Source organism: Paraburkholderia caledonica, from assembly GCF_000383275.1.
Classification (GTDB): Bacteria; Pseudomonadota; Gammaproteobacteria; order Burkholderiales; family Burkholderiaceae; genus Paraburkholderia; species Paraburkholderia caledonica.
Genome location: NZ_KB911037.1, coordinates 148,727 through 166,217 on the forward strand (window position 1 = coordinate 148,727; position 17,491 = coordinate 166,217).

At 61.4% G+C, this 17,491-nt stretch carries 17 protein-coding genes and 1 pseudogene; 6 read left to right on the forward strand and 12 right to left on the reverse strand.

The window, feature by feature from the left end; genetic code table 11:
- Nucleotide 1: 1 nt before the first annotated feature.
- Nucleotides 2–1,297: an NAD(P)/FAD-dependent oxidoreductase gene (locus H281_RS0113320; RefSeq protein ID WP_020067609.1), complete on the forward strand. Its 1,296-nt coding sequence runs from the start codon at nt 2–4 to the stop codon at nt 1,295–1,297.
- A 202-nt stretch (nt 1,298–1,499) separates the two neighbouring features.
- Here the strand turns inward: H281_RS0113320 and H281_RS34615 are convergent, their stop codons facing one another.
- The 6 genes from H281_RS34615 to H281_RS0113350 all read right to left on the reverse strand — a co-directional run bounded on the left by H281_RS34615 (nt 1,500) and on the right by H281_RS0113350 (nt 6,803).
- The gene (locus H281_RS34615) at nt 1,500–2,477 is read right to left on the reverse strand and encodes an aldo/keto reductase (protein ID WP_020067610.1); all 978 of its coding nucleotides are present in this window, start codon (nt 2,475–2,477) and stop codon (nt 1,500–1,502) included.
- A gap of 93 nt (nt 2,478–2,570) precedes the next feature.
- Complete coding sequence (locus H281_RS0113330; RefSeq protein ID WP_020067611.1) at nt 2,571–3,362, reverse strand: IclR family transcriptional regulator; 792 nt, start codon at nt 3,360–3,362, stop codon at nt 2,571–2,573.
- A 30-nt stretch (nt 3,363–3,392) separates the two neighbouring features.
- The gene (locus H281_RS0113335) at nt 3,393–4,208 is read right to left on the reverse strand and encodes a sugar phosphate isomerase/epimerase family protein (RefSeq protein ID WP_020067612.1); all 816 of its coding nucleotides are present in this window, start codon (nt 4,206–4,208) and stop codon (nt 3,393–3,395) included.
- 45 nt (nt 4,209–4,253) lie between these two features.
- Nucleotides 4,254–5,120: an intradiol ring-cleavage dioxygenase gene (locus tag H281_RS0113340; RefSeq protein ID WP_020067613.1), complete on the reverse strand. Its 867-nt coding sequence runs from the start codon at nt 5,118–5,120 to the stop codon at nt 4,254–4,256.
- Nucleotides 5,121–5,130: 10 nt separating this feature from the next.
- Complete coding sequence (locus H281_RS0113345; RefSeq protein ID WP_020067614.1) at nt 5,131–6,216, reverse strand: maleylacetate reductase; 1,086 nt, start codon at nt 6,214–6,216, stop codon at nt 5,131–5,133.
- On the reverse strand, nt 6,216–6,803 hold the full coding sequence (locus H281_RS0113350; protein ID WP_241077874.1) for a nuclear transport factor 2 family protein: 588 nt from the start codon (nt 6,801–6,803) through the stop codon (nt 6,216–6,218). Before H281_RS0113350 ends, H281_RS0113345 begins: the two co-directional genes overlap by 1 nt.
- Nucleotides 6,804–7,014: 211 nt before the next feature.
- On the opposite strand from H281_RS0113350, the gene H281_RS0113355 reads away from it, so the two are divergent.
- The 4 genes from H281_RS0113355 to H281_RS0113370 all read left to right on the forward strand — a co-directional run bounded on the left by H281_RS0113355 (nt 7,015) and on the right by H281_RS0113370 (nt 11,486).
- Nucleotides 7,015–7,770, forward strand: a complete 756-nt coding sequence (locus tag H281_RS0113355) for an SDR family NAD(P)-dependent oxidoreductase (protein ID WP_241077875.1) — start codon at nt 7,015–7,017, stop codon at nt 7,768–7,770.
- Nucleotides 7,771–7,830: 60 nt separating this feature from the next.
- Nucleotides 7,831–9,231, forward strand: coding sequence for an MFS transporter (locus H281_RS0113360; RefSeq protein WP_020067617.1), 1,401 nt, complete (start codon nt 7,831–7,833; stop codon nt 9,229–9,231).
- Between the two features lie 544 nt (nt 9,232–9,775).
- A complete protein-coding gene (locus H281_RS0113365) occupies nt 9,776–10,003 on the forward strand; it encodes an HU family DNA-binding protein (protein WP_020067618.1) in 228 nt (75 codons plus the stop codon).
- A 97-nt stretch (nt 10,004–10,100) separates the two neighbouring features.
- Complete coding sequence (locus H281_RS0113370) at nt 10,101–11,486, forward strand: FAD-binding oxidoreductase (RefSeq protein WP_020067619.1); 1,386 nt, start codon at nt 10,101–10,103, stop codon at nt 11,484–11,486.
- A gap of 127 nt (nt 11,487–11,613) precedes the next feature.
- On the opposite strand, the gene H281_RS0113375 is transcribed toward H281_RS0113370, so the two are convergent.
- The 5 genes and pseudogenes from H281_RS0113375 to H281_RS0113395 form a co-directional block, all read right to left on the reverse strand.
- Nucleotides 11,614–12,450, reverse strand: coding sequence for a c-type cytochrome (locus H281_RS0113375; protein WP_020067620.1), 837 nt, complete (start codon nt 12,448–12,450; stop codon nt 11,614–11,616).
- A 242-nt stretch (nt 12,451–12,692) separates the two neighbouring features.
- Nucleotides 12,693–13,712 (reverse strand): SGNH/GDSL hydrolase family protein, encoded by a 1,020-nt coding sequence (locus tag H281_RS0113380; protein ID WP_020067621.1) that lies wholly within the window; start codon nt 13,710–13,712, stop codon nt 12,693–12,695.
- Between the two features lie 355 nt (nt 13,713–14,067).
- Entirely contained in the window at nt 14,068–14,511 is a 444-nt protein-coding gene (locus tag H281_RS0113385) for a PRC-barrel domain-containing protein (protein WP_408735240.1), read from the reverse strand.
- A gap of 324 nt (nt 14,512–14,835) precedes the next feature.
- Nucleotides 14,836–15,214 (reverse strand): annotated as a pseudogene (locus tag H281_RS37285) (excinuclease ABC subunit A); the annotation flags it as partial.
- Nucleotides 15,215–15,290: 76 nt separating this feature from the next.
- Entirely contained in the window at nt 15,291–15,593 is a 303-nt protein-coding gene (locus tag H281_RS0113395) for a putative quinol monooxygenase (RefSeq protein WP_020067623.1), read from the reverse strand.
- Nucleotides 15,594–15,709: 116 nt separating this feature from the next.
- On the opposite strand from H281_RS0113395, the gene H281_RS36470 reads away from it, so the two are divergent.
- Nucleotides 15,710–15,838: a hypothetical protein gene (locus H281_RS36470; RefSeq protein ID WP_020067624.1), complete on the forward strand. Its 129-nt coding sequence runs from the start codon at nt 15,710–15,712 to the stop codon at nt 15,836–15,838.
- Nucleotides 15,839–16,011: 173 nt separating this feature from the next.
- Here the strand turns inward: H281_RS36470 and H281_RS0113405 are convergent, their stop codons facing one another.
- Complete coding sequence (locus H281_RS0113405) at nt 16,012–17,400, reverse strand: class II fumarate hydratase (RefSeq protein ID WP_020067625.1); 1,389 nt, start codon at nt 17,398–17,400, stop codon at nt 16,012–16,014.
- Between the last annotated feature and the right edge of the window lie 91 nt (nt 17,401–17,491).

Consider the following 17,491-nt stretch of genomic DNA (forward strand, 5'->3'; position numbering starts at 1 on the left):
CATGATCGAAGTGAAAGAAGGAGCCGCGCTGCCCGACTCGTTATGGGCCGCGACGGCGCAGCCTGCGCCGGACACGCCGCCGCTGCGCGAATCGGCGTCGTTCGATGTGGCGATTGTCGGCGCGGGTTTTACTGGTTTGTCGACGGCTTTGCATCTGGCCGAGCGCGGTGTGAAAGTGTGCGTGCTCGACGCCGCCGAGCCGGGTTGGGGCGCGTCGGGCCGCAACGGCGGGCAGGTGATTCCCGGGCTCAAATACGATCCTGACGAACTCGTGCAGCGCTTTGGCGAAACCGCGGGCAATCGTCTCGTCGAGGTGGTCGGCGGCGCCGCGGATAACGTTTTCGATTTGATCGACAGGTACGGCATCGAATGCTCGGCGGTGCGGAGCGGCTGGATTCAACCGGCGCCGTCGCGCGCGATGCTCGAAGCCGTGACGCGGCGCGCGCGTCAATGGGAAGCGCGCGGCGCGAAGGTCAGTCTGCTCGATGGCGCGGAAGTGTCGCGGCGGCTCGGCACGAAGAGCTATATCGGCGGATGGATCGATCATCGCGCGGGAAGTATTCAGCCGCTAAGCTATGTGCGCGGCCTTGCGCGCGCCGCGCAATCGCTCGGCGTCGCTGTACACGGGCGAACGGCTGTGTCCCGCCTGATGCGTAATGAGCGCGGCTGGCGCGTCGAGACGCAGGGCGGAGCCAGCGTCGAAGCGCAGCGGGTCGTGGTCGCCACCAACGGTTATACGGGCGCGTTGTGGCCGGGTTTGCGGCAATCGGTGATCGCGGCGAACAGCTTTATCGTTGCGACGCGGCCGCTGCCGACCGGTATCGGCGATGACATTCTGCGCGGCGGCGAAGTCGCGTCGGATTCGCGGCGTCTACTGCTGTACTTCCGGCGCGATGCGGCGGGGCGTTTGCTGATGGGCGGACGGGGACCGTTCTCCGAGCCGAGCGCCAACGGCGACTGGGCGCATCTGGAACGCGCGGTCGAGCTGATGTATCCGCAACTGAAGGGGATCGGCTATGAATATCGATGGGCCGGGCGTGTAGCGATCACCGCGGATTTTCTGCCGCACGTGCATGAGCCGGCGCCCGGGCTGAGCATTGCGCTTGGCTACAACGGACGCGGTATCGCGATGGCCACGACGGTCGGCAAGCATCTGGCCGAGCGCATGTGCAGCGGATCGGCTGCAGCGTTCCCGTTTGCAGTGACGCCCGTCAGATCGATTCCGTTTCATGGCCTGCAGCGTTTTTACATCACGGCGGGTGTGGCGTGGTATCGGCTGATGGACGCTATTGCATAAGACCAGCCGCTGAATCACACATACCTTCAGTGGCATGTTGTCACCTATGGTGCGGTCCCAGCAGCAGGATCCAGTGAAACGAACTGAAAGGCCCGGAGTCCAGACACATCCTGGATGTTTAATTGACTACTACGGGTCATTTCAGCCTCCTTCAAATGTCTCTCTGGCGAAGTCCTTTGTGATTGCTTGCGCCAGCACCCGCTTAATCGTGCTTTTCCCAGTCCTTCGTCTTAGTCAGGAATGCGTCCATTTCATGCCAGAACTGATCGGGAAGGTTCCCAGAGAGTCGTGCGAATGACTCGTTGAATTCATCCGAAGTCTTTGCACCGAAAACGATTGTGCTTACAGCCGGATGCCGCAGCGGAAAAAGCAGGGCAGCGGTAGCCAACGGCACGTCGTGGCGCCGGCAAATACATTCGAGTCCTTCCGTTTGCGATAGGACTTGCCGTGTCGCGGGGCGCATGTTGTAGAAGGCGTCTGGACGCGAACCGGTCGCGAGAATGCCCGAGTTGAATGGCGACGCGGCGATCCACGCAATGCCTTTCTCGACGCAGTGCTCCAGCAATGCGGTGCTGCGCGTGCGAAGCAACGAGTATTCTCCGGCGGGCATGACGACATCGACGTCGGCCATCTCGGCGAAGTCCAGACAGGCTTGCCAGTCCATGCTCGCGACACCTATCGCGCCGACCACTTTTTCGTCCTTCAGGCGCTGCAACGCGGGAAACGCACCTTCGACGGCCGTCTTGAGTTCTTCGCGATACGCCGCCTGGGCAAAGCCGGGATCGAGGTCGTGAATAAAAACCGCATCAAGACGATCGACCTTAAGTCGCGACAGACTGCGCTCGACCGATCGGAGCGTCGTATCGTACGTGTAATCCAGATAGAAGTTGCTACCGCCTGGCAGCGAACTTGCGCCAGGCTGGCTCAAATACCTGCCGAGCTTCGTCGATACATAAAGCTCTTCTCGCGGACACGCTGCCAGCGCCGCACCAAGGCGTTGCTCGCTTTCACCGCCAAGATAAGCCGCTGAGGTATCGAAATATCGAACACCGCTCGCCCACGCTGCATGAATCATATTGAAGAACGCCTGCTCACCCGCGGCGTTCGCGAGGCTGCCAGCTCCGACTCCCACCCGAGGAAGCAGAACGGCTCCGTTCAGCTTTGCAATTCGTGCGTTCATTAAATTCGTTATCCTTGATAAATAGTTCAAAGAATCGCAAGCAATTTTGTGGCGGCCACGAGGACTTCGACCGCCGAAAATGTGTCAGCGGACTTAGCTGGTATGTTCGTTTGCGGCGATGTAATCGCGCCGCACGCGTTCCGCGGCGGCCTGGAGAACAGCGACGGCTCGTGCACCGACACGTTCCGAATAACGCACCGACGGAATCGCGACGTTCAGCGATCCGAGCGGAAATCCGGACGACGACAACACCGGCACGCCCACGCCGACGATGCCCGGCGTGTATTCGTCCATCGAATAGGCGGCTCCGGTCTGTCGAATCGTTTCAATCTGTGCGAGCAGCGCCTTCTTCGCCGTGATCGTCTTGGGTGTGATGGCTTGCATTTTCACGGTCTTGATGTACTCGGTGCGCATCTGATCCGGAAGAAACGCGAGAATCACCTTTCCACCCGACACTGCATAAAGCGGCGCAAGATCGCCGAGTCGCAGATGCGATACCAACCGTTGCGGGCTGGTCACCGTCGCAACGACTTCCACCTGATCGCCCTTGAGTTGATTGAGCGCGCACGACTCCAGAGTCTGCTGCGTGATCTCTGCCAGCACCGGCTGCGCGCAACTGACGAGCGAGCGGCTATGTGTGGACTGTTGAGAAAGCCGGATCAGCGCTTCGCCGAGGCGATAACCCTTGCTCACAGGGACGAATTCGACAAAGCCACGAGCCGTAAGATTCTTGAGTAGTTTGGTCAGCGAACTCTTCGGTATGTCCAGCGCTTCTGCGATTTCCGTGTGGGACATCTCGCGTCCCCATCTCGCGAGCAACTCGATCACGTCGAGCACGCGATCTGCCGACTTCACCACTCCATTCGTTTCGTCTTCCAACAACATATCCGGCTCCAGTTTACGTATGGAAACATACTAGCACCAGGATACTGGACCAGCGAGGAACGTTTGCATACGCGCGTGGATGCGTCTCGCCTGCTCGTTGAACGGCAGGCCACGCAGCGCGAGCGTCGGCGCCTCGACGGCGAGCGGAAGATCGGACCGCAGTTTCGACAGCAACTCGCGCAGCGGTAATTCGCCATCGCCAGGCAGCAGCCGGGACGTCCTCGCTTCCTGTCTCCGTGCTTCGAGAGACTGCGGTGCGGCGCTCGGTCCATCGCAAATCTGGATGTATTCGATCAGCGCCGGGTCGATTGCACCGATCCGCTCGCATGTCGCGCCCGAGCGGAAGAATTGCAACGCGTCGATGAGTATCCGCGCGTTTGCCTGTCCGCTTGCTTGCACGACCTCTAGTGCCTCGGCGGGCGTGCCCACCGCGCAGTACGTGATGGCCTCGAGTCCGACCGAAAGGCCGAAACCGTCTGCCGCTTCGCAAAGACGGCCGAAGTTCTCCCGCAGGCGACCGCGTTCGGTGTCGTTTCCGACGCAGAGTACGTGCTGCGCGCCGAGCATATGACCCGCTTCGAGTGCAGGCAATAGTGACTCGACATCCGTCTGCGGACTCAGCCAGATGGCTTCGATATCCAGAAGCCTGACGCCGGTTGCGTCGAGGCGCGCGCGTAGCTCGCGGATTAGAGCGGGATTGTTCGCGACGTCCACGATCGTATCCGCAGCGGTAGGCGCGACCAGCCGCAAGCCGCAATATTCAAATCCCGCAGCGGCGGCTGCATCGACGAGTTGCAGCGGATGCGCATCAAGGATAGTCAGATGATGCAACGACAGTTCATGCATGGGAACGCGTCCATAACGTAAAAGATGGCTCGTGGCGCATAGAAATCAGTTTTGCGGCGGTAGCACGAAATCATAGGCAAGCAGGGCACCCGGAACATCGACGCGATGTCCTGCCGGACTCAGCCCCGGTGCGAGCGGCACCAGCGGCTCGATCAGTGCGTCCTTCACGCCGAACACGACGTCCGAATCCAGGTAGACGTCGCCGCTCACGAACACGTGCGTAACGAGCGTCTCGAAGCCGGGTGCACTGACGCGAAAGTGCACGTGAGCCGGGCGGTAAGGATGGCGTCCCTGTGCATCGAGCATGCGGCCAACCGGGCCGTCGTTCGGAATCGGATAGGCCGCGGGCACAATCGAGCGATACCAGAACGCCCCGTCTGCATCGGTCAGGAAGCGCGCGCGCATGTGCAGCTCCGTTTTGCCCGCCGCCTTTTGCACGTCATAGAAGCCATGGCTGTCCGCGTGCCACGTCTCGACCAGTGCGCCCGCGATCGGCTTTCCGTTCAGATCGCGTACGGTGCCTTCCACCAGCAGAGGCTCGCCCGGCTCGCCATCTGCGATCGAAGCGCCGAGCGGAAGCTCAGCGGCTTCCTCGACATAGAACGGACCGAGCACAGTGGTTTGCGTCGCGTCGCCCGGATAGCGATGATTGATCGCGTCGACCAGCATCGATACACCGAGCGTGTCGGATAGCAGAATGAACTCCTGCCGGGTGTCGGTGCACATCTGCCCCGTCTGCGTGAGAAAGCGGATCGCAGCGGCCCATTCGTCCTCGGTGGGTTCTATCTCCTTCACGAACGCATGCAGATGACGAACGAGCGCATCGCTGATCTGGTGCACACGTTTGCTCGTGCTTCCCGCAAGACGCTCGATGACCGCTGCCGTGATGTTGTCTTCGCTGAAATTGCGCATCGCGTACTCCTCACAGCGAATCGGGTTGTGGTGCTGCGCCGCGCCATGCCCTTTCGAGCATCGCCCTGATCGACTCATAGTCCGGCGTGCGCGGGTTTGCATAAGTCTCCTGCAGCACCAGTTTGGCCGCACGACCGAGGTCTTCGTGCGGCATGCCGATTTCAGCAAGAGACCGGGGAACATGCAGCGTGGCCGCGAGCGCGTGCAGTCCAGTCCATGCATTATCGGCGTCAAGCGCGCGTGCAATGCGGCGCATTGCATGCGGTACCGCGCCAGCCTGATAAGCGACGACGTGCGCAAGCATGACCGCATGCGTGTCGGCATGCGGCAGATCAAAGGTGCCACCGAGCACATGACAGACCTTATGATGCAGTGCCATGCCGACAGAGCCGAGGCAGGTCCCGCACAACCACGCGCCGTATTGCGCGCGGCTGCGCGCATCACGACCCGCGGGATTGGCGAGAATCTCGGGCAACGCGGCGGCGAGGGCCGCGATACCCTGTTCAGCCTGGATCGACGTGACCGGATTGGCGTCGACGGAATAGAGCGCTTCCACCGCGTGCGCTATCGCGTTGAGACCGCTGGTCGCCGACAAGCGCGCGGGCAGCGTCAGGGTGAGGTCGACATCGTAGATCACGACTTCCGGCAGCACGTCGAGCGTGCGACGTGTACGTTTCTGGCCGTCCTGCGTCTCGCCGATGATCGGTGTGACTTCAGAGCCGGCGTAGGTGGTGGGCAGGGCGATTTGCGGCAGGCCGGTGCGCAGTGCAAGCGCTTTCGCGAGGCCTATCGCCGAGCCGCCGCCCACGGCTATCAAGGAGTCGATGCCGCTCTCCTGCACGACCGCAAGTGCGCGCGATGTCACATCCCATGGCGTGTGCATCGCGGCCTCGGGAAAGATATGAGCCGACGAACCGGAGAACAACGACGCGATGGCGCCAGCCAAATCCTTCTGCTCCGGCGTGGAGACGATCAACGGACGTGCGCAGCCCAGTTGCCGCGCCACTTCAGGCGTTTCCCGACGCCTGCCCGCGCCGAACAGCACGCGCGAAGGCAACGCGTGGTAATCGAAGCGCACCGGTAGGACGTCCTCCATCACAGTGCTCCGCTTTGCAGATAATGGCGGCCGCGCGCATAGAGCGCTTCGACTTCCGTGCCCGTCAGCGTCGGCATATCGCGTTTGACCTTGTAGCCGATTCGGGTCTGCATATACGCGAGATGGCGGTAACCAGCGGGAAACTCGTCCAGCAGCGCCGCATCGAGAACGGGACGGGCGTCCGGCCTGACCGGATCCAGACGATCCTTCTCGTAGATGGGCTGACGAAGCAGCAGCAGCCATCGGTCGTCGACCTTCTCGAAGAAGTCGTAGAAGCGGCCGGTACACACGACGTCGCATAACGTGCCTTCGACTTCTCCACGCTGCGAAATGGTCATCTTGGTCTGCGCGACGGCACGCGAGCCGTTCACTTCGATCGACGTGCCGCCCAGAAAATGCAGAATGCTCACGCCGTTCGCCCAACCGGCCTTCGTCACTTCAATAAACTCGCGGCCGCTTCCCTGAAACCACGTCGCCATCATGCGGCCGTCCGGATGCCAGAGCGTCGCGAAACGCTCCCAGTCACCCGCATCTCGCCATACCGCCCAGTTTTCGATCGTCTCACGAATCGTCAATCGTTCAATCATCGCCTGTTCCATCTGTCGGTCCTCAATGTTCATGTATAGAAATTAGTTTCTATGGTGGTACTCATAACACTGCGTGGTCAAGCGGTTTTTGTCGCGAACCGGGACATTCCCTGGTTTGTTCCCGTATGTGAATGAACGGCGGCATCACCGTTGACGAGTCGAAATCTCGTTTCTAGTATGGGAACCAGGTTATATGGAGGAACAGACGAACATGGAAATGCAACCGCTAAAGCAACGAAGATTCGAGGCACGCACGGCGATCGTGACGGGCGCCGCGCGCGGCATCGGGCGCGGCATCGCACAGCGTCTCGCAGAGGAAGGCTGCCGGATCGCCTGCTGGGATAACGATGTTTCATCGCTCGAATCAGGCGACGGCTCGTTCGCGGCGCTTGTCCAGGATGTCGATCTTGCAGACGCGCGTGCCGTCGAGGCGGCGTTCGCCGCCACGCTCGAGTCGTTCGGTCATGTCGACATAGTCGTGAACAACGCCGGCATTAACGGGCCGGTCGTTCCGATCGAAGACTATCCGGTCGACGCATGGAACCGCCTCCTCGCCGTAGATCTGAATAGCGTGTTCCACACCTGCCGCCTCGCCGTGCCGCACATGCGCGCACGCGGCGCGGGACGCATCGTCAACGTGGCGTCGATCGTAGGCAAGGAAGGGCATCCGAACATTTGCGCTTATTCCGCAGCGAAGGCGGGTGTCATCGGTCTGACGAAATCGATCGCGCGCGAGCTGGCCGGGACGGGCGTCACGGTCAATGGCATCGCGCCTGCGATCACCGAAACTGATCTTTTCCGCGAGATGACGGAGGAGCACATCGAGGCCAGCAAAGCGCGTATTCCGATGGGGCGGTTTTTGACCGTTCCGGAAATCGCCGCGATGGTGGCGTGGATCGCAAGCGACGAATGCAGTTTCACGACCGGCTTCATCTTCGACCTGTCAGGCGGCCGCGCGACATATTGAGCGCGCAACGCTACGCGAGTTCTGTTCGCGATCATCGACAAGACACACGCAGGAGACGAAATGGCATCTACGCATCTGCAGAGCAACAATCAGGCACGAACCGCCACCGCGAGCGCGTGGATCGGCTCTGCGCTGGAGTACTACGACTACTTCATCTACGCGCAAGCCGCCGCACTGGTTTTTCCGCAACTTTTCTTTCCTTCCCAGGACGGTCGCGTTGCGATCGCTGCGTCGCTTGCGACCTATGGCGTCGGCTATCTCGCACGACCAGTCGGCGCATTTGTGCTCGGCCGTCGCGGTGATACGCATGGCCGCAAGAATCTGCTTCTCACCTGCATGTTCATGATGGGGTTGTCGACGCTCGCCGTTGGTCTTCTGCCGACATTTGCACAAGTGGGCTTCGCAGCGCCGATCCTGCTTGTGATCTTGCGCCTCATCCAGGGCTTCGCAGTCGCCGGGGAGATATCGGGTTCGAGTTCGCTCGTGCTCGAGCATGCGCCGCTCGGCCGTCGCGGCTATTTTGCAAGTTATGCGATGCAGGGCGTGACCGCCGGCCAGGTGTTTGCTGCGGCCATCTTCATGCCGCTCGCTTACTATCTGCCCGAGAAGCAGTTCCTGGCGTGGGGTTGGCGCGTACCGTTCCTGCTGAGCGTGCTCGTGCTGGTGGCCGGTTATGTGATCCGGCGGAAAGTGTCTGAGACGCCGGCTTTCGTCGATGAAGCGCAACATCGGCAGATTCCCGCGTCGCCCGTCAAGGAAGCGTTACGCGATGGCTGGCGGGACATCGTCCGCATCGCGGCAATCGCATTGATTGCGATCATCCTGGCGGTGACTTCGATCTTTGGCGCGGCGTATGCGGTGCAGCCCGCTTACGGTATCGGTCTTTCAAAAGGCTTCTTTCTCTGGATTCCGCTGCTCGCCAATCTGACTGCAATGTTCTTCATTCCCTTCGCAGGTAGTCTGTCCGATCGATGGGGACGCCGGCCACTCATCATATTCGGTGCGCTTGCCTCGGGCTTGCTGTCTTATGCGTATCTCTATGCGATCAGTCTGCACAATGCCATGCTGGCGATCGTCATCGCGATCGTGATGTGGGGCGTGGTGTATCAATGCTTCAACGCGGTCTATCCGAGCTTCATGCCCGAACTGTTCCCGACGCGTATCCGGGTTACCGCCATGGCGATCGGCCAGAACATCGGCACGGCCATAACCGCCATCCTGCCGGCGTTCATCGCAGCCGCCGTGCCGCCCGGCACCCAGCACATTCCGTTAATCGTGGGGACGATCACGCTGACCGTCTGCGGCATCGGCGCGCTAGGCGCATGGACGGCGCGCGAAACATATCGACTGCCCGTCAACGCGCTCGGGCAACGAGATGCATCGCCGATCAGTCAGGAGGAATACGACAGCCTGCGTACGGACACTCGCAGGAAGAAAACCGCGTCCAATGTTCCTGTTTGACGGCGCTCTCCGTGTGCCGCGGTTCGCGTCAGCCGACGGGCGGCTTTGATTTGAGGACAGGCGGTTAAGGTCGGCGAAGTCGGCCACGTCCGCTACGGCGTCCTACTGGTTCGGTCCACTCGCTCAAAATTAGCGAATGGCGCTTCTTGCTTCGGAAGCTGTCTTGCCCGGTCGCTACGCGCAATGACAGCTTCGGGTCCGATTTCAGTCAATGTTTTTGGACACGGGCTCATCGTTGAACTCGGAGACGCAAAAATAGACGAGCGCACCGCCGTTTCCTCGTGCCTATCAAAATCAGTATTGTTATGAAAGCATGGTCGTGGGGGGGAGAAAGCCGTCACAAATGCGCATGCTAACGCTCCGATCCTGTGATTGCGGCGTTGCGTAGCTCCCCAAGAACCAACTGACGGAAGCGGTCACCCCGATGAACGGGACGTGGATCAACGGAGCGCAACCAGCGCGGCTTGCGGGGGCCACCAATTGCGCGCACGCCCGCGGATCGGGTAGGGTGTCAACTTAACTTCATGCCCTTGCAGGCCAAACAATGAACAGGCAGGAACTGATCGATGCGGTCGCCGCGAAGACGGGCTCCAAGAAGGCACAGACTGCTGGAACACTGGATGCGCTGATCGGCATCGTCACGACGGCAGTGACGGAGGACGGTACTGCAATGAACGGGTTCGGCTCGTTTTCAACGGGCCAACGTGCCGCCAGGACTGGACGCAATCCCGCCACCGGCGCGGCGATCCAGATCAAGCGAGCGCGTTCATGACGGGCTCGGACCTGATGATAGACGGCGGGCTACACCATCTGGTGAACGGTCGTGAGCGCATGCTATCGGAAACATACATCTGGAATGGAAACCTGACATGTCGAAATCGACAGTAATCGATGCGCTGCTCGCCGAGCTCGGCGCTGATGTCGTGCAGTTGCCGGCCGAGTTCGGCAGCCGGAAACTACAGGACTGGAGTGGGTTGCCCGGCGCGGTGCCGACTGCCCTGATCCGGCCGCGCAGTACGGAAGACGTCGCCAGGGCATTGCGCGTGTGCCATGCGTTCTCTCAGCCCGTCGTGACGCAGGGCGGCCTGACCGGTCTTGTCGGCGGAGCGAACGCACTCGGCGGCGAGGTGGCGCTGAGCCTCGAGCGGATGAACCGGATTGTCGAAGTGGATCGCACCTCGGCGACGATGACGGTCGAGGCGGGCGTGCCTCTGCAGGTCGTTCAGGAGGCGGCGCTCGATGCGGGCTTCTATTTTCCGCTCGACCTCGGCGCGCGTGGCAGCTGCACCATCGGCGGCAACCTCGCGACCAATGCGGGCGGCAATCGTGTGATCAAGTACGGCATGATGCGCGACCAGGTGCTCGGTATCGAAGCCGTGCTCGCCAACGGCGAAGTGACGAGCGGCATGCACAAGATGATCAAGAACAATAGCGGCTACGATCTGCGGCATCTGCTGATCGGCAGCGAGGGCACGCTCGCGGTGATCACGCGGGCAGTGCTGCGCCTGCGCCCACGGCCGACGGCCGTCGCCACCGCATGGTGCGCATTGCCCGACTACGACGCAGTAACGAAACTGCTGGCCTGCTCTCAGGCGCAGCTGTCCGCTGGCGTGTCCGCTTTCGAGGTGATGTGGGCGGGCTATTACGACGCGGTGCTGGCGAATCTCCCGTTACGCGCGCCGCTGGACAAACACTATCCTTACTACGTGCTGCTCGAAAGTGTGGGCAGCGATCCCGACCGGCATGCCGAGGCTTTCGAGGCGTTTCTCGGCGACATGCTCGAAGCGGGCGTGGTCAGCGATGCGGCGCTTGCACAGTCCGAAGCGGATGCGCAGGCTTTCTGGACGATTCGCGATGCGCCCGGCGAGTATCCGAAGTTTATTCCGCACCACAGCGCGTATGACGTGAGCTTCTCAATCAGTGACGTCGGCCAGGTGGCCGCGCATTGCGAGCAACGTCTGCAGGAACGGTGGCCTGACGCGCTAGTCATGATCTATGGCCACCTTGGCGACGGCAACCTCCATATTGTTGTCGATATCCCCGGTTCGGAAGGGCGATTGCACGACGAGATCGACCGTGTGATCTACGACGTAACGCGCGAATTTCACGGCTCGGTGTCCGCCGAGCACGGCATCGGCGTCAAGAAGAAGGCTTACCTCGGCCATACGCGCAGCGACGCGGAGATTACTGCAATGCGGCTCATTAAGACGGCGCTGGATCCGCGCTCGATCCTCAATCCCGGAAAGATCTTCTAATGATGCGCGAGCTCTTTCGACTAGACCCTCGCAACAATCCTCGTGATGCAGCGAAATGCCCGGCAACATCATGTCCATGCAGGTGAAGTACTACTTCGCACCGCGCCCAAACCTAAACTCGTATGCCTTACTCGCCAACCTTCCGCTGCGCCATATACGCAAGGTAAGCGACGATCAGATCGATCTCGCGATCGCTCAGCTGGTCCCGCGGGAAAGCGGGCATGGCCCGGCCGGGCCAGTCTCGAACCGATGCCGGATTGCGAATGTAGCGGCGCAATGCAGCGGGCTGGAAGTACTCGACTGGATTCATCGGCACGTTGAGGTCGGGGCCGGTGTCCGCGCTCCCCGCGTGATTGAGCCGATGACAGGCGAGACACTGAGTGATGAACAGGCCTTGGCCCGCGCGAACCGGATCGGTTGCCGGTAGCGCTGAATCGACGGCGAGCACCGGCCAACGCGTGGATGGAGACGGTTGCGTAGCAAGTTTCGCGATCTGATAAGGCCACTGCTCGCTGCGCACGGACGCCGCTTCCCTGCCGACCCAGACCAGGTAGAACGGTCCCGCACTGACCGCCTTGCCCGGCAGGTTTGGCCATGGCTTCACCGGGTCCTCGACCGCGAGCCATGCGACGGCTGTCGCTGGATCGCGGTTACTCACAAGGTCCATCGGTAATTGTGCGGCGAAGCCGTCGGTTGCACGTGCCTCGAGCACGCTGTCCGCAGGTAACCTGGTACTGTCGAGCAGGTCGGCCAGCGGCACTGCGCGGTATGTCGTCGACGTACCGTAGGCGACATCTCGCGGAACATGAATCTCCGCGGCATCGGGGCGCGCCAGCAATGCCGCACCGCTAAACGACCGGGTACTGCCGCCTATCGTAAGTTCGATCATGGGTTGCGCGGCTGCACAATGCCCGATGACGCCAAGCGTCAGTAGCAATACCGCAAACAACACGCGTTTCGACATCTGTTCTCCGTTCATTGGTGCCGCCGGCGACGTCGGCAGTGAAAATCGCCGACGCCATCAGTTCATTCGGCACCGGTGAGCGGATTATGTCAGCTGCGGCGAAGCGTCGGTAGCGCGCGCGCTTGCCTCGCCGGACACCGTCTCCACGCGATCATTCGCTGCGCGACGCAATAGCTTAGACGCGATCGGACAGAATGCGAGAGCACTCGACGATGCTGTCGGTGAGTCATCATGCTCCCGGCTCAGTGACCCAGACCGCGGCTGGCGATCTGCTGCTCCACGTACTGGGCGAACAGCGTGTGCAGATGCGTCGTCGGATGAAGGTCGTCGGCGAACATGTATGTCTGGTCCGCGTTGGCGGTCACGTAGGTTGGCGGCGAGCACAGCAATGCAGTGGCATGGGGCGTTTTCGTAGGGTCGCAGGCGACGCTGGTGTTCGACACGGCGAAGCCATTGGCCTTGAAGTTCGCGACGATCTGGTTCATCCAGCTGTAAGAATCGATCTGGATGACCTTGCCTTGCAGGCCATTGCTTTGCAAGGCCGCGTTCAGGCTACCGTTGAAGAGTTGCGACAACTGGGCAAGGTTGGCTCCACCGTCGGCCGAGGCAAGCCCTTTGGGCGACAGACCGATGTTTGGAACATTGACCACCACGATATGCGTGGCGCCGTTCTGTGCAATCTGCGCTACAACCTCAGCCAAAGTAGTCGCCGCCGTCTCCACGGTCTGCGCAGCGGCCGGCAGCGCCCCGGCGCGAAGCACATCGTTCGCGCCGGCCCAGACGAGCACCAGTTGATTGGCGTTAAAGCTCCGGTGAGCGGCCAGATAGCGCGACACCTGCTGAGTGACGGGCATTTCGACGTTGCCGATCACTTCGGTTAGAAAGTCGGACTGGTTTGCCGGCGTTGCCACCGTGGCACCACCTTCCGCGTAGCCGAGGCCGCTCTGCGCACTGAGCTTATGCGTGAAGTCGATCGTGTACGCAGCGCTTAGCGTATCTCCGTAGTATTGCGCAACATCCTGAGTCCACACTTGTCCGGGATTGGTCGTGAAACGCCCCCCGCCAACCGCGCTTGCGATCGGTGCATAGGTCCCAACGTCCGAAAGACTGTCGCCGAACGAGACAATCTGCAGATTGATGCCGCCTGCAGGTGTGGCCGCGCTGCCATTACTCGAACTGTCTCCGTTCCCGCCGCATGCCGATAGCAGTGAGATCGCCACGGCAAAAATTGCTGCACGTACCTTGTCATTTATTCCTCGCATCGCCACGTCTCCTTAACGACTCGCGGAGCTGCGGCCACCATCGCGCCTTATCGCGCGTCGCTCTCCCGATAAGTACTCTGTGGAGCAAAAACTGTGCGCTATTGCGATTTGACTACCGGCGTGCCACGGCAGCAAGCATCGAATGGAAGACGCGACCGCGCTACGATGTCGTAGACCGAAGTAATGTCGTCACTGTGCCGTGTCCATGCGACGCCAGTCGCTATTGATGGGTCAGTTCGAGGATCAGGTGAGGCTTCCGCCGATCGTCGCACCGAAACTGTCCTGTGAAAGTACGCAGAAACGGGTGTTGACACGATGCGAAGCGCGCCGCCGTCGACCGCGTTCGCGGCCGATGTCAGCCCTTGGCATATTCGAACTCCGGCAGTTTTTTCAGCGCATCCTTGTTTGCGCCGACCACGATTGCCTTTGGCGCTATCTGCTTGAACTGCTGAATGGGGATGGCGACGCGGTGCGCCGCCATCCCCAGAAAGCCGCCGACGTCGATAATCGCGGCCGAGAGCGAGCCATCGGGCGCGACAATCAGGTCGTCGACGCGGCCGATCTTTTCGTTCTTTTCGTTGTAGACATCAGTATGAATAATCTTCGATGCGCGCCAGCCTCTTGCGACCAGCTGTGCTTCGGTGACGGTCACGCCGAGCGTCGCCTTGCCGGCGATGGGCGCGTCCTGCGCGGTCGCGCCGCTGGCCGCAAAGCCGCCAGCGGATAGCGCAAGGATGAATGTCGACAGCCTTGCGGCCGATGCGAGGTTAGTCTTCATGGCGTTCTCCAAAATGCGCAACGGGGTACGTGGACGCCGGACCCTGGATGCGCCCATGAGTGCAAGGGTGTGTTTTGCTTGTCGCGAAAGACGGCGCTGCGCCAATTCCAGTTAAGCCTACGCCCGCGAGGCGCGCTCTTCTTTCGAGTCCCTGCCCAAAAGTGTCGAATTCCTGCGTTTGTTGGTCGCTCACCGATCCAGTCGAAAGCGCACCGCCGGATCGTAGGCGGTGATGCGCAAGGCGGAAAGCGCGGGGCGCGGTGAAATGCTGCTGCGTCTGAAAGCCCACGCGTGCCGCGATATCGATCAGCGGGAGGCTCCCTTCCGAAAGCATCGACTGCACATCGCGCAGAGCATCGGCGGCCTCTGCAGACAGTGGCCGGTGCGCGAAGAGAGCATGCGCGCGAGGCTCGAAAACGTCGTTACGCTGCCGACCGAGGAGCGCGTGCTCGGCGCGCCGCGCTGCCGCGAAGTGCGACTGCGGGTGCAGGCCTTCGATCGAATCGACCTCGGGCACGCCGATCTGTTCGATCAGCCGCCAAGCGTAAGGCGCGACGACTCGAATAGCGCCGCTGCGTCTCCGCGTAGGGCGTGCCGATGCGAGCGACGGCTTCCCCGCGCCGGACACGCCGGCAAATCAGACGAGCGCGCCGCGCGGGATATCGACATTCACGTTTTTGAGGTTGTGTTCCGGCGCGCATCGTACGCGCACGAAGCCGCGCAGGCTTTATGCAGTTTTTCGACGGGCAGGGTGTTCATGCGTTGCGACACGAGGAAGTCAGCACCCGAACCCGACGCGGCTACGACGGCAGCTTCGCCGCAAGTACATCGATGTTCATGATTTCCGGCGGTTTGGCAAAGAGATCCGGCGCCTTCGCCATCAGCGCCTCGGCTACTTTGCCCGAGAGGTGCGCGCGGCGGCCGGCGTCGTCGGGGAACGCATCGAAGATGCCATACACCGACGGCGCAATTTTCAGCCCGAACCACGCGATGGTCGCGGGTTCCTGCTCGACGAGCGGCAGTCCGCCCATCAAGAAGCTTTCGACTTCCTGTTCCTTGCCCGGCTTTGCTTCGAGCCGGACGAACAACGCTGTCTTGACCATGCCTGCCTCCTTGTTGATGCCGTTTGCGGGTAACGACGGGAACCTCCTATGATCTTTTCGCGCATGTACGGCGCGTGCCCAAACCGTCGCCCATGGCCTATTGATCGGAAGCACCGTTGTACCAGCATATAGCAAAGAGCCTCGTGACAGGCGGCCTCATTTCGAACATGCCGGTCGGCTTCACCGTATTGATCAGCATCATCAACCCGCTCGGGGCTGCGTTCGTGTTTCTCGACCGCATGTAAGTGCTTGCGGGGCGACGGCCCGCCTTTGATGCAGCCACGTCGCGCCTCGCGCTGAGGCGGAAATCGATCGTCTTTCTGGACTGATGGCGAGTGGCCGTGTAATTCTCAAGCCGCCGTCAAGGCCACTCGAAGTCCAAGGTCCGCGGTGGGTCGATTTGAGGCGTTCGAGGATGCTATTCACCATTCGCCAGCCGCGCGGGATCGACGATCCTGTCGTACTGGTTCGCGTCGATTAGGTCGAGCGACAGCGCCGCAGCCCGCGGCGTAATGCCTTCGCGCAACGCGAGCGCAGTGATCCGCGCGACGGCATCATAGCCAAGCACCGGATTGAGCGCTGTCACCGACAACAGTGCGTTCTCCACGTTCGTTGCAAGTTGCGTCGTGTCGACCTGAAGACCCTTTACGACGCGTTCGTCGAAGTTTCGACATGCATCGGTCAGGACGCGTATCGACTGCAGGACGTTGTAGATGAGCACCGGCTTCGCGACGTTCAACTCGAACAGACCGGAACCCCCCGCAAGCGTCACCGTCTGGTGATTGCCCATCGCCTGGAAGCACGCCTGCACCAGCACTTCGGCGATCGTCGGATTGCGCTTTCCCGGCATGATCGAGGAAGTGAGGCCGTCATCGGGGACAATCAGTTCGCCGAGCCCGCAGCGCGGTCCCGAACCAAGCAGTCGAATGTCATTGGCAAGCTTCAAAAGCGATGTCGCAATCGTATTGAGTACGCCCGAGACATCGACCAACGCATCGTGCGACGCCATGCCCTCCAGCTTGTGTGGATGCGTTCGAAAGGGCAGGCTCGTGCTGGCAGCCAGTTCCGCGCAGAAGCGCTCCGGGAACTGCGCCGGTGCATTCAGTCCTGTGCCTGCGGCCGTGCCGCCCTGGGCAAGCACCATGAGCTGTGGCAGCGCTGCGTCGATGCGCGAAATCGCCGCTGCCATCTGATGAGCGTACGCTGCGAAAGTGCGGCCCATCGTCGTCGGCACGGCATCCATGAGATGGGTGCGCGCGATCTTCACCACATCGGCGAATGCGCGTGCGCGTTCGTCAAGCGACGCCTGCATCGATACGAGCGCAGGTCGGAGACGCCCGGTCAGTTCGAGCGCGGCGCTCACATGCATGACGGTCGGAAAGCTGTCGTTGGATGACTGTGACGCATTGACGTGATCGTTCGGATGGACCGGCGACTTTGTCCCCAACGGCTGGCCGAGCAGTTCATTGGCGCGGTTGGCGATGACCTCGTTCGCGTTCATGTTGGTTTGTGTCCCTGAGCCGGTCTGCCAGATGCTCAGCGGAAAGTGATCGTCCCATTTCCCGTCACTCAGTTCCGTGGCGGCTGCCTCGATTGCATCGGCGAGATGCGGATCAATGACGCCGCACCCGCGGTTAGCGCGTGCAGCCGCACGTTTCTGCAAACCGAACGAGTGAGTCAGCGCGGCGGGAAAGCGCTCTTCTGCCGCGCCGAACACGTCCAGCGCACGCTGAGTTTGCGCGCCCCAATAGCGATGCGCGGGAATATCCACGGGTCCGAACGCATCCGATTCAGTGCGCGTATTCATGGTGGGCGTTTCCAGGTCGAATATGAACGGGCGGAGCTCATCACGCGTCAACGAGCGGCTCCGCATTCGAAAGCGGAAAGCGGCTGGATCA